9 protein-coding genes and 1 tRNA gene are annotated in these 12,578 nt (G+C 62.5%); 9 read left to right on the top strand and 1 reads right to left on the bottom strand.

Annotated elements, in window-relative coordinates; translation table 11 throughout:
• Positions 1-2: 2 nt before the first annotated feature.
• From mrdA to ACTG4J_RS05935, 3 genes are read left to right on the top strand one after another with little or no spacing between them, the layout of a single operon-like run.
• The gene (gene mrdA / locus ACTG4J_RS05925; protein WP_439137905.1) at positions 3-1,955 is read left to right on the top strand and encodes a penicillin-binding protein 2; all 1,953 of its coding nucleotides are present in this window, start codon (positions 3-5) and stop codon (positions 1,953-1,955) included.
• Positions 1,952-3,091 (top strand): rod shape-determining protein RodA, encoded by a 1,140-nt coding sequence (rodA, locus tag ACTG4J_RS05930; protein ID WP_439137906.1) that lies wholly within the window; start codon positions 1,952-1,954, stop codon positions 3,089-3,091. The genes mrdA and rodA overlap by 4 nt, the downstream gene beginning before the upstream one ends.
• Before the next feature lie 18 nt (positions 3,092-3,109).
• Positions 3,110-4,045, top strand: coding sequence for a 2-hydroxyacid dehydrogenase (locus ACTG4J_RS05935; RefSeq protein WP_439137908.1), 936 nt, complete (start codon positions 3,110-3,112; stop codon positions 4,043-4,045).
• 168 nt (positions 4,046-4,213) lie between these two features.
• On the opposite strand, the gene ACTG4J_RS05940 is transcribed toward ACTG4J_RS05935, so the two are convergent.
• Entirely contained in the window at positions 4,214-5,005 is a 792-nt protein-coding gene (locus ACTG4J_RS05940) for an SseB family protein (RefSeq protein WP_439137919.1), read from the bottom strand.
• Positions 5,006-5,310: 305 nt separating this feature from the next.
• Here ACTG4J_RS05940 and ACTG4J_RS05945 point away from each other — a divergent pair, with 305 nt between their 5' ends.
• The 6 genes from ACTG4J_RS05945 to ACTG4J_RS05970 all read left to right on the top strand — a co-directional run.
• Entirely contained in the window at positions 5,311-5,973 is a 663-nt protein-coding gene (locus ACTG4J_RS05945; RefSeq protein ID WP_439137910.1) for an ABC transporter ATP-binding protein, read from the top strand.
• The gene (locus tag ACTG4J_RS05950; protein WP_439137912.1) at positions 5,948-7,690 is read left to right on the top strand and encodes a capsule biosynthesis protein; all 1,743 of its coding nucleotides are present in this window, start codon (positions 5,948-5,950) and stop codon (positions 7,688-7,690) included. The genes ACTG4J_RS05945 and ACTG4J_RS05950 overlap by 26 nt, the downstream gene beginning before the upstream one ends.
• A gap of 29 nt (positions 7,691-7,719) precedes the next feature.
• A complete protein-coding gene (gene kdsA, locus ACTG4J_RS05955; RefSeq protein ID WP_439137913.1) occupies positions 7,720-8,553 on the top strand; it encodes a 3-deoxy-8-phosphooctulonate synthase in 834 nt (277 codons plus the stop codon).
• Between the two features lie 91 nt (positions 8,554-8,644).
• Positions 8,645-8,719 (top strand) — tRNA-Gln (locus ACTG4J_RS05960).
• A 178-nt stretch (positions 8,720-8,897) separates the two neighbouring features.
• Positions 8,898-12,077: a glycosyltransferase gene (locus ACTG4J_RS05965; protein ID WP_439137914.1), complete on the top strand. Its 3,180-nt coding sequence runs from the start codon at positions 8,898-8,900 to the stop codon at positions 12,075-12,077.
• Between the two features lie 4 nt (positions 12,078-12,081).
• Positions 12,082-12,578, top strand: a 497-nt coding sequence (locus tag ACTG4J_RS05970; protein WP_439137916.1) for a sulfotransferase family 2 domain-containing protein, incomplete at its 3' end; no start/stop codon positions are given.

Raw genomic sequence — 12,578 nt, forward strand, 5'->3', positions numbered from 1 at the left:
AGATGAAACGCACCGCCAAAGATACAGAGGACAGCAGCCGCCAGATCGGACGGCGCAGCCTTTTCGTGGGCGGCCTGTTCTTGGCCACGGGTGCGGTGCTGACCGGGCGCATGCGTTATCTGCAGGTCGAGCGCGCCGATGATTTCCGCCTGCTTGCAGAGGAAAACAGGATCAACATCCGCCTTTTGCCGCCCGCGCGCGGCCTGATCTTCGATCGTGACGGCGTGCTTTTGGCAGCCAATGAACAAAATTACCGGATCACGCTGGTGCGCGAGGATGCCGGCGATATCGACGCCGTGCTGGCCGAACTTGCACGGATCGTGACCCTCGACATGGCCGCGCTGGAGCGCGCCCGCGCCGAGATCGCGCGCCGCCCTCCTTTCGTGCCGGTCACCATTGCCGACAGGCTGAGTTGGGCCGAGATCAGCGCCGTCGCGGTCAACGCCCCCGCCCTGCCCGGCATCACCCCCGAGGTCGGGCTGTCGCGCATCTACCCGATGGGGGCCGATCTGGCGCATGTGGTCGGCTATGTCGGCCCGGTGTCGGATTATTACCTTGAACAGACCGGCGACACCGATCCGGTTCTGCAAATCCCGGATTTTCAGGTGGGCCGCTACAATGTCGAGGCGCGCATGGAAAGCGTGCTGCGCGGGCAGGCCGGAACCAAGCGGGTCGAGGTCAATGCCGGCGGGCGCGTGATGCGCGAATTGGACCGCGACCCGCCTGATGCGGGTGACGACCTGCAACTGACCATCGATGCCGGGTTGCAGAATTACGTCGAGGCGCGCTTGTCCGGCGAAAGTGCCGGCGCCATCGTGATGGATTGCCAAAACGGCGAAATCCTTGCGTTGGGATCGACCCCGACCTTTGATCCGAACCTGTTTGTGCGCGGCATCTCGACTGCGGCATGGAACGGGCTCAACAATGATCGCTACCGCCCCTTGGCCAACAAGGCGACGCAAGGGCTTTATCCGCCCGGCTCGACCTACAAGATGATCGTGGCGCTGGCCGCGCTGGAAGCGGGCGTGATCACGCCCGACGAGACGGTGTTTTGCCCCGGCCATATGGATGTGGGCGACCGTCGCTTCCATTGCTGGAGCCGTGGTGGCCATGGCAGGGTCAATCTGATCGAAAGCATCAGCCAAAGCTGCGATGTCTATTTCTACGAGCTGGCCCAACGCGTCGGGATCGAAGCGATGTCGGCCATGGCCAAGCGCTTGGGCTGTGGCATGCGCCACGACCTGCCGATGTCAGGCATCGCCGAGGGGCTGGCGCCGACGATGCAATGGAAGATGCAAAATCGTGGGTCGGGATGGGTCGTGGGCGACTCGCTCAATGCCTCCATCGGGCAAGGCTTCGTGCTGTCTTCGCCTTTGCATCTGGCGGTCATGACCGCGCGTCTGGCAACCGGGCGCGAGATCGTGCCGACACTCATCCGCTCGATCAACGGGATCAATCAATTGCCCGACCCCGCCGCAGGGCTGGGTATCGACGCGGGTCATTTGCAACTTGTGCAGCGCGGCATGTGGCAGGTGAACAATGACCGGCGCGGCACCGCCTATGCCAGCCGCGTGGAAGTGTCCGATTACGCCATCGCGGGCAAAACCGGCACCAGCCAAGTGCGCAACATCAGCGCTGCCGAACGCGCCTCGGGCGTGATCGCGAATGCCGATCTACCGTGGGAACGGCGCGATCACGCGCTTTATGTGGGCTACGCGCCCTATGACAATCCGCGCTATGCCTGTTCGGTCATCGTCGAACATGGCGGCGGCGGCTCGGCCGTCGCCGCACCCATCGCGCGCGACATCTTGCTGCGCGCACAATTGGGCGAGGTTCCGCCAGCCACGCTTTACCCCGCCAATCAACGCCGCGACATCGAAAGGATGCATCGGGAGTTGCCGATCTTGCGCACACCGCCCGCCCCCACGGGGCGCACCGTGCGGAGCCAAGCATGAGTTTTCTCGAATACAATGTGAAGTTCACGCCGACAGGCTGGCGCAAGGTCTTGTATCTCAACTGGCCCCTGATCGTGCTTCTGATCGCGGTGGCCAGTATCGGTTTCCTGATGCTCACCTCGGTGGCGGGTGGCCGCGTGGACCGTTGGGCCGAGCCGCAGATCGAGCGGTTCGCACTTGGTTTCGTCTTGATGCTGATCGTGGCCTTGGTGCCGATCTGGTTTTGGCGCAACGTCTCGGCTTTGGCTTTTGGCCTGTCCGTGCTGCTGCTGCTTTTGGTAGAGTTTTTCGGCGCGGTCGGCATGGGCGCACAACGCTGGATCGATTTGGGCTTCATGCGGCTGCAACCCTCCGAGCTGACCAAGATCACGCTCGTGATGGTCTTGGCCGCCTATTACGATTGGCTCGATGTCAGCAAGAAATCCCGCCTGCTCTATGTCGTTATTCCACTGGTACTGATCGCCGTTCCCGTCGCGCTGACCTTGCGCCAGCCCGATCTCGGCACCGCCTTGCTGCTTTTGATGGGCGGTGGCGCAGTGATGTTCCTGGCAGGCGTACATTGGGCCTATTTCGCGGGTGTGATCGCCTTGGGGGGGGGTGCGGTCTTTGCCGTCTTCACCTCGCGCGGGACAGGCTGGCAGCTTTTGCAAAACTACCAGTATCGGCGGATCGACACGTTCTTGAACCCATCCAATGACCCGCTCGGCGCGGGCTATCACATCACCCAAAGCCAGATCGCGCTGGGATCGGGCGGTTGGACTGGGCGCGGCTTCATGGAAGGCACGCAAAGCCGGCTGAACTTCCTGCCCGAGAAGCATACCGACTTCATCTTCACGACCTTGGCCGAGGAGTTCGGTTTTGTGGGCGCCTCCTCTTTGCTGGCGCTCTACATCTTGATCCTCGTCTTTTGCATCGTCATCGCCCGCGCCACGCGCGACCGCTATGCCGCGCTTCTGGTCATGGGGATCGCGGTTGCCTTCTTCCTGTATTTCGCGGTCAATATGGCGATGGTGATGGGCTTGGCCCCGGTCGTCGGTGTGCCACTTCCGTTGGTCAGCTATGGCGGATCGGCGATGCTTGTGTTGATGGTTGCTTTCGGGTTGGTGCAATCGGCCCATATTCACCGCCCGCGCTAGCCACAGACAGGAGGCCCCATGCCCACCATTCTTTTCGCCGCCAAATCCGAGCGGTGGAGCACCTACGAGCCCCATCTGCGCGCAGCCCTCGGCGAGAGTGACCTCGCTCATGCGCATCTGACGGTCGAGGCCGATCCGGCTGATGTCGATTACATCATCTACGCCCCCAATTCAGGCCTGACCGATTTCACCCCCTATACGAAGCTCAAGGCGGTGCTGAACCTCTGGGCGGGGGTCGAAGATGTGGTCGGCAACGCCACCTTGCGCGTGCCCTTGGCGCGGATGGTCGACGAAGGTCTGACCGAAGGCATGGTGGAATATGTTACCGGCCATGTGCTGCGCCACCATCTGGGCATGGATACCCATATTCATGGGCAAGACGGGCATTGGCGCGACGACAGCACACCGCCCTTGGCGCGCGACCGCAGTGTTGCCGTGCTTGGCCTCGGCGTTCTCGGCACAGCTTGTGCGCAAGCGCTGGCGGCGCTGCACTTCCCGACGCATGGCTGGTCGCGCAGCGCGAAATCCATTCCCGGCGTTACATGCCATCATGGTGCCGATGGGCTGGATGATGCACTGCGCGCAGCACAGATCGTGGTGCTGCTTTTGCCCAACACACCCGCGACCGACAGCACGCTCAACGCGCAGAGCCTTGCGCTTTTGGCAAAAGGTGCGGTGATCGTGAACCCCGGTCGCGGCGCGCTGATCGACGATACAGCACTTCTTGATGCGCTGGACCGCGGCCATATCGGCCATGCCACGCTCGACACTTTCCGTATCGAACCGCTGCCCGCGGATCACCGCTATTGGTCGCATCCGCGGGTGACGGTCACGCCGCATATCGCCTCGGCGACGCGGCCTGCATCGGCAGCGCGCACGCTGGTGCGCAATATCAAGCGCTGCGAAGAAGGCGAGGCGCTCCACAATGTTGTGGACCGCGATCTGGGCTACTGATCGGTTTCATCTTTCCAAAAATACGCAACACGTGGCTTGCCCGCGCGCGCTCTCTTTGAGCGTGTCGCGTTTGATCAATCCGACGTCTTCATAGGGGCAGGCGAGGTAGCGTTTGCAAAGCACAATGCATTCGCCTGCCCCTATGAATGCGATAGAACGCGACACGCTCTAGCGCAGGCGCGGTGGCTTTTGCGGGTCCATTCCGGGTGCCGATGGCGCGGTCGCCTCGGCTTGCGGTGGCGCAGGCAGATCAAAGCGCAACCCCACCCGCGCCAATCGCGCGGCCACAGGATCGGCCGCACGGAAAAATCCCACATCAAGACTGCCCGCCGCGATGCCGGAAAAGGTCAGCGCTGCGCTGACCGCACGCGCAAGCGCGGGCTCCGCCCCGGGCAGCGGATCGACAAATGCCATCAGATGCCCGCGCCGCCCGCCGCGATAGGTGGTGGCCACGAGATAGGCCATGCGCGCCAAGCCGCCCGCTGCAGCCAGCCGCGCATCGAGTGCGGTCAAAAGTGCCTCTGGCAGGCCGCCCGGCGCGGTGATTTCCTCGGGGTGTTCCTCGACCTCTTCCGGGGCGTCCGATAGCGTTGCGGCCAGCCAGTCCACCGATGCGGCCTCGATCAGGATCGATGAGGGCGCCACGCCCAGATTGACCCCCAGCCCGATGGCTTGGCCCGCCAACATCTCGGCCAGCCGCCGCCCCGAAAGCGCGGCATAGGGCGCTTGCTCGCCCACGAACTCGGCCAATCTTTCCTCGCGATCGAAGACGAGGACGAAATTCTGCCCCTCGACCGGAAAGACCTGCGGACGGATGCGTTCGCCCTCGGCCTCGGCTTCGAGCAGCAAGAACAATTCCGATCCGGCGAGCCGGTCGTAAAAACGCAGCCGTGCCGCATCATCGGCCGGTGCGCCCTCCATCGCGGCATGGGCCTGATCCAAGGGTGTCATCTGTGCGATACCTCCGCCGCGCGTGGCGCGCGCCATGTGCCGCCCCATGCGGTATTCGCCCAGACGCAAAGCGGCAAGCCATCATCGCGAGGCGCATGGTCGCGGCGGCGCGGAGACAAAATGCCCGGCCATCCGCGTTTCAAAAAACGTCAATTCACCGAAAATTGAGGTTATCAGCGGCCTCGCGGGGCGGATTGGACATAATCCCGCCCCAAATCCCCGCTAGACCTGCTATTGTGGCAGGTGACGACAAGATCATCCCATGATCGACGGCATGGGGAAACAGTAGCCAGTAATGAGCGGCAGGCGCGTAAATGTTGGAATTCGCTGAGGTATCGAAATCCTTTTGGACAGGCGAACGGCGCAAGGTAATCCTTGATCGTGCCTCGTTCAAAGTGGAGCTGGGTTCCTCGCTCGGCATCCTCGCGCCCAATGGCACGGGCAAAACCACGCTGATCAGCATGATGGCGGGTTTGGAAAAGCCCGATGAGGGGCGGATTTATCGCGATGCGCGTATCTCATTCCCGCTGGGCTTCATGGGTGGCGTGATCAGCCGCCTGTCAGCTTGCGAAAATGCCCGCTACATCGCCCAGCTTTACGGGCTGGACCCGGACTATGTCGAAGCTTTCTGCCGCTGGGTCTGCGAGATCGAGGAATATTTCGACATGCCCGTCGGCACCTATTCGGCGGGGATGCGGGCGCGGTTCAACTTCTCTTTGCTGCTGGCGCTCGATTTCGACATCTACCTGATCGACGAAGGCATGCCGATGACGACCGATACGGAATTCAACCGCCGTGCGGGCAGCATTCTGGCTGACCGGCTGAAACATGCGACCGTGGTGATCGTGTCCCACCAGGCGCAAACGCTCGAGAAATTCGCACGCCGGGCGGCCGTGCTGTGCGATGGGCAATTGTACGAGTTCGACACGCTTGAAGAGGCCAAGCAGCTTTATGACTACCAGACCCAAAGCGCGTAAATTCCGCATCCGGCGCAACGATGGTATGCGCAGCCAGGCCGATTACGGTGAGGGCGCGATAACGCCTACGCCGCCGACCCCGATCCGTGGCGCGCCCTCGGCCGAGGAATTGATTGCGCCACCGACCTATGTCGAGGATGGTTTCGGCGATCTGGCGATGCCCGGCTCTGCCGCCGCTGCGCAAGCCGAAGTGACCGCGCTGGCCCAAGCCCAAGCCGAAGAACATGGCATGAGCGACGCCGAACAAGCCGAGCGCGAGATCGCCGCAATCCGCGCCGAAGGGCTGACAGGCCGCCAATTGCGCATGGCGCGCCGTATCGCGCAGAAGAACGGATTGAGCCCGGCCTCGGATTTCGACGCCGTCCGCTTGCTGCGCGCGCGCGGGCTGGACCCTTTCGCATCGGCGAACATGCTGGACATGGTGGTATCCAATGCCCGTGGTGGCGAAGGTGCGGGCGAGGGAGAGACCCCCGCCACGGCGGCAACGATGCTTCCTGCCACGACCCGGCCCGTCCAGCCACCCGCCACAACCGCCGGACCGCGCCCGATCAGCGCCGACGAGCGGGCCGCGGAAATCATGAAGGTCCAACGCGATATCGCCCGCCGCCGCCGCCGCCGCCTTGTGTTGCTGGCGACGCGGTTGAGCATGTTCGTATTGCTGCCGACCTTGCTTGTGGCATTTTACTTTTTCCGCGTGGCCACGCCGCTTTATGCGACGAATACGGAATTCGTGATCCAAAAGGCCGAAAGCGGCGGCTCCAGCTCGGCGGGCGGGCTTGGCGGGCTTTTGGGCGGCACAAGCTTCGCGACGGTGCAAGAAAGCATCGTGGTGCAAAGCTATCTCGAAAGCCGCGAGGCGATGTTGCGACTGGATGAAGAGCTGAACTTCCGGGAACATTTCTCGGCCCCGAACATGGATCCGCTGCTGCGGCTCGAGCCGGACGCGGCGGTCGAAAGCGTTTATTCCACTTATCGTGATCAGTTGACCATCGGCTATGATCCCACCGAAGGCGTGGTCAAGCTGGAGATGCTGGCCTCTGACCCCCTGACAAGCCAAGCCTTTTCCGCAGCGCTGATCCGTTACGCCGAAGAGCGCGTGGACCGCATGAGCCAACGCCTGCGCGAAGACCAGATGGCCGGCGCGCGCGAAAGCTATGAGGATGCCGAGCGACGCGTGAGCGAGGCACAGGCCCGCGTGCTGGAATTGCAGGAGCGACGCGGCGTGCTGTCGGCCGAGGCCGAGGTTTCGGCCGTGTTCCAGCAAATCTCGACCTTCGAGTTGGAGGCCCAGCAAGAGCGTTTGCGGCTAGCCGAGATAATGTCGGCCCGCAGCCCGAATCCGACCCGTGTCGAAGTGGCCGAAAACAACATCGCGCGGCTTGAAACCCTGATCGCGCAACTCCGCAGCACGCTGACCGAAACACAGACCGGCGGCGCGTCGCTTGCGCGCATCCAATCGGAACTGGTCATCGCGCAAGCCGATCTGGAAACCCGCCAGATGATGCTGGCCCAAGCCCTGCAACAGCTTGAAACCGCGCGGATCGAGGCCAATCGCCAGTCGCTCTATCTGTCGATGGGTGTTTTCCCGGTAGCACCCGATCGTGCCGCCTATCCGCGTGCCTTCGAGAATACCTTGCTTGCCTTCCTCGTGTTTTCGGGCATTTACCTGATGGTGTCGATGACCGCATCGATCCTCAGAGAACAGGTCAGTTCCTGACCTGACGCCTAAATCGGACGGGAGAGCCCATGCAGATCGTTGAAACAGGCCGTTTGGCCATGGGCAATGATCGCCCGCTGACCGTGATCGCAGGACCGTGTCAGCTTGAAAGCCGTGATCACGCGCTGATGATCGCGCGCGCCATGGCCGAGATTTGTGACAAGGCGGGCGCAGGCTTTGTCTTCAAGGGCAGCTATGACAAGGCCAACCGCACCAGCCTGTCGGGCAAGCGCGGCCTTGGCATGGATGAAGGGCTGCAAGTGCTGGCCGATGTGAAGGCCGAGCTTGGCTGCCCGGTGCTGACCGATGTGCATGGCGCCGATCACTGCGCGCGCGCCGCCGCCGTCTGCGATATCATCCAGATCCCCGCCTTTCTGTGCCGCCAGACCGATCTGTTGCTGGCCGCAGGCGAGACCGGGGCGGTGATCAACGTGAAAAAGGGCCAGTTCCTTGCCCCTTGGGACATGCCCAATGTCGTGGCCAAGATCGAATCAACCGGCAACCGGCGGATCATCTTGACCGAGCGCGGCACCAGTTTCGGCTACAACACGCTGGTGGCTGATATGCGCGCCCTGCCCGAGATGATGAAAACCGGCTACCCGGTGGTGATGGACGCTACTCATTCGGTGCAACAACCCGGCGGCCAAGGCGGCAGTTCGGGCGGCCAGCGCGAGTTCGCCCCCGTGATGGCGCGCGCCGCCGTATCGCTTGGGATCGCGGGTGTCTTCATCGAAACCCATGAAGACCCCGACCGCGCGCCCTCTGATGGGCCGAACATGATACCCCTTTCTCAGATGCCCGCGCTGGTGGCTGGGCTGATGGGTTTCGACCGTTTGGCAAAGGCCGATCCGATCCGGCTTTAGCGCCCCGGCGAGAGGCTGCGCGCTGCATCAGATTTTGTGGAAACGGGGTCTTGATCCCTCGTCGCTCCCAGCGTAACTAGCGCGGCACGGTTGGGGTGTAGCCAAGTGGTAAGGCAACGGTTTTTGGTACCGCGTACCGTAGGTTCGAATCCTACCACCCCAGCCAGTTTCAGCACAACATGACCGCACCCCTGTAAGCCGCACGCGCGCGCCGGTCGCATGCGCGCGCCGCACGCCACGCCCTGCCCGCAGACATGCCGCCAGTCCGCCTATGGGCTTGACTCGCCCCCACACCTCCGCTCCAAAGAACACATCTTTAGTGGAGATATTGTCTTTTGACGAAATTGGCGAAACTTGTGCAAAGCGCGACGCTGGTCGGGAACGAACTCCTGATCCGGGCAGGCAAGACGGCGCTTTCCGATGGATTGCAGGTCGAAGCGCAGGGTCAGATGATCGCACTGACACTGATCGATGATCTCGATATCGCATTGGCCAATCTACCGTTGCGGCGCAACTTTGACTATCCGGCAAGCGATGTGAAATTGACCGAGCATGTGCCGGGCACGGATGAGGCCGAGGCCGCGTTCAAATCCGAGGCGCATGTCAACCTGCTTTCGGATTGGGCGCTGGAGAACGGTCAAACCCTGCAGATCAAGGTCGATGGCGCCGAACAGCCGCGCCTTATCGAGATCGCACATCCGTTAAGCATAGCGGCAACCGAACAGAAGCTTCAATTCGAGGCTTACGTCGCTGCGCATCGCTGCAAGGCAAGCCTCGTGGTGACATGCGAAAAAGGCCAAGGCGCCGATGCAGAGGAAATAACCGTAAAACTTGACCCGCGCTTCACCGGAGGGAGGCAAGTCGATGGATATCAGAAAATCGCGCTTCCCCTGCCGCACAGCAAGACCGCGCAACAGATCACGATTCAGATCAAATACGATGGCTATCGGCCGGATGGGTCGGACAACTACCCCTATCTCTTCATCGCCAATGCACGTGTCGTCAGCCCCAATCTTAGGACCGACAGCCTTCAACCCCGCCAAAGCGTAATCACCACGACGCGTGTGACGCAGGATCATTGGTATCGCGCCCATATCCCGCTTTTCCGCCGTGCGGGCGATGCGTCGGTGACCTTCAAACTCGATACGGAGAGCAAGCCGATCTTTGCGCCGATAGAGAATAGCATAGAACTCGTCGATGATTACGGCCATGCGCTGGTTCTCAAGGCGGAAAAGCCCCAAGCGGTGATGATCTTTGTCGATGGCAAGCCGCTGCAAGAGGCCCATATCGGCATCGAGGATACATTCGTCAGGCTGCCAGCCGCATGCCTGTGTGGTGAGGTGGTCGACATCTCGATCCGCGACATGTCGGGCAGTCATGATTTCCTGTCGCTGCCGGTGCTGGCGCCGCGCCTTTTGACCCCGCATGAGGTCATGGTGCGCGAAACGCGCGCACCTTACCCGACCGATCTGACGATCCGCGCCAATCACCGCTACCGGGCCTTGCGCGCCCATCTGGACAAGCCGGTGCCGGGCCTTGACCCCGGCGCGCTTGCAACGGCTTTCGCCACGCTCGACCTGACGTTCGAGACGCTCAAGCTCAAGCCGATCGCCTTTCCGAAGGTCGACAAGCCCACCGTCAGCGTGATCATCCCCGCCCATAACAAGGTCGAGGTGACGTATTACGGCCTCTGCGCGCTATTAGCCGCGCATAACACGACCTCGTTCGAGGTGATCTTGGTCGATGACGCATCGACCGACGAGACGGCCGAGATCGAAGGGATTGTTTCGGGTATCACCGTCATTCGCAACATCGAGCCGCAGCGCTTTATCCGCGCCTGCAATGCCGGGGTAGCGGCCGCGCGCGGCGAATATGTCGTGCTACTGAACAACGACACCGAGCCGACCGTGGGCTGGCTTGACGCGCTCTGCGATGCCTTTGTGCGCTTCGACAGCGTCGGGCTTGTGGGGTCGAAACTGCTTTACCCCGATGGCAAGCTGCAAGATGCGGGCGGCATCATCTGGGGCAGCGGCAATCCTTGGAACTACGGCAACCACGCCAACCCGTGGGAGCCGCGCTTTTGCTACGCACGACAGGTCGATTACCTGTCAGGCGCCGCGATGATGACGACCAAGGCGATCTGGGACGAAATCGGCGGCCTGTCGGAGTACCTCGAGCCGATGTATTTCGAAGACACCGACTTTGCCTTCAAGGCGCGTGAGGCGGGCTACACCACTTGGTTCGTCCCCTCCTCCATCGTCTATCACTTCGAGGGGATGACCAGCGGCACCGATGTCTCGTCCGGTTTCAAAAGCTTTCAAGAGGTCAACCGCCCCAAGTTCAAGCGCCGCTGGGCACGCGACTATGCGCAATTCGGCCGCGAGGGGCATGAGCCCGATCTGGAAAAGGATCGCGGCATCATCGGGCGGGTTCTGTTCATCGACTACACCACGCCGCGCGAAGATCGCGATGCCGGGTCCTACGCCGCCCACCGCGAGATCGAGCTGGTGCAATCGCTGGGCTACAAGGTGACCTTTTTGCCGCAAAACCTTGCCCATTTCGGCAGCCAGACAGATATCTTGCAAAACAAGGGGGTCGAGGTGATCACCGCCCCCTTCTACCTGTCGGTGCCTGAGTTCCTCGAGAAACGCGCCGCGGAATTCGATGCGGTCTACATCACCCGCTACTACGTCGCCCAAGATAGCATCCCCCATATCCGCCGTGCGAACCCCAAGGCGCGGATCATCCTCAACAATGCCGATCTGCATTTCCTGCGCGAATTGCGTGCCGCGATCAGCGAGGATGACCAATCCCGCCTTGCCGCCATGCGCCGGGTCCGCGACGAAGAGCTTGAGATGATGCGCAACGCCGACCTTGTGCTGAGCTATAACGAGGTGGAACACGCCGTCATCGCCTCGCATACCGAGGGCAAGGTCCGCGTCATGACCTGCCCTTGGGTGGTCGACATCCCCGACAGCGTGCCGCCGCTCAAGGGCCGCGCGGGGCTGTCGTTTCTGGGCAGCTTCAACCACCACCCCAATGCCGAAGCGGTGCGCTGGTTCGCCGCCCAAGTGATGCCGCGGCTCAAGGGGGCGCATCTGTCGATCTATGGCGCGGGGATGAAGGCCGATATCACGGCGCTGGCCTCCGACATGATCGACCCGGTCGGCTATGTCGAGACGGTGGCCGACGCCTATCACCGCCACCGCATCTTTGTCGCGCCGCTTTTGTCGGGGGCGGGGATCAAGGGCAAGGTGCTGGGGGCGATCGCGCATGGCATCCCTTGCGTGCTGTCACCCGTCGCGGCCGAGGGGACAGGGCTGCGCCACGGCCATGACTGCCTGATCGCCGAGACGCCACAGGACTGGGCCGAGGCGATTACCCGGCTCAGCACCGATGACGCGCTCTGGACAGCCATGTCCACCGCCGCCCGCACCTACGCCGCCGAGCGGTTCTCCTTCGCGCGGGGCCGGACGCAGATGAAAGCCGCCTTCGAGGCGGTGGATTTGTTTGGGGCGGTGTGAGGGGATGGAACGCACCATCATCCTTCACTACCACCTGTTTAAGAACGCAGGCACATCGGTGGATGCGATCCTCAAACGCAATTTCCCCGGCAAATGGGTAACGCGCGAGTTTCCCGGCATGGGCGGCAACAACACCGCGCTGGTCGAGGAGTGGATCAGGGAAACCCCCGAAGCGGTGGCCTATTCCTCGCACACCATGATGGGGCCGATCCCGCAGGTCGCGGGGGTGCGCGTCATCTCCTTCATGCTGCTGCGCGATCCCATCGAGCGGATCAAATCGGCCTATCGCTTTGAGCGGACGCAGAACGCCGACACATGGGGGGCAAAGCTCGCCAAGGAGCATCATTTCGAAGGCTATGTCCGCGCGCGCCTTGCCCGGCCGGGGGACAGGCAGTGCCGCAATTTCCAGACCTATCGGCTGGCGAGCCTCATGCCGGGAGAGGGGACGGAACTGGAGCGGGCCAAGCGTGCGCTTGCGGCGGTGACCGTGGTGGGCCGGGT

Origin of the sequence: Roseicyclus sp. (assembly GCF_965662675.1) — a bacterium.
In the GTDB taxonomy this organism is placed as follows: Bacteria; Pseudomonadota; Alphaproteobacteria; order Rhodobacterales; family Rhodobacteraceae; genus Roseicyclus.

Bases quoted from the DNA above. Each gene is read 5' to 3' on its own strand.
- mrdA (WP_439137905.1), top strand. From the start codon at position 3: ATGAAACGCACCGCCAAAGATACAGAGGACAGCAGCCGCCAGATCGGA.
- ACTG4J_RS05945 (WP_439137910.1), top strand. From the start codon at position 5,311: ATGTTGGAATTCGCTGAGGTATCGAAATCCTTTTGGACAGGCGAACGG.
- ACTG4J_RS05950 (WP_439137912.1), top strand. From the start codon at position 5,948: ATGACTACCAGACCCAAAGCGCGTAAATTCCGCATCCGGCGCAACGAT.
- ACTG4J_RS05935 (WP_439137908.1), top strand. From the start codon at position 3,110: ATGCCCACCATTCTTTTCGCCGCCAAATCCGAGCGGTGGAGCACCTAC.
- kdsA (WP_439137913.1), top strand. From the start codon at position 7,720: ATGCAGATCGTTGAAACAGGCCGTTTGGCCATGGGCAATGATCGCCCG.
- rodA (WP_439137906.1), top strand. From the start codon at position 1,952: ATGAGTTTTCTCGAATACAATGTGAAGTTCACGCCGACAGGCTGGCGC.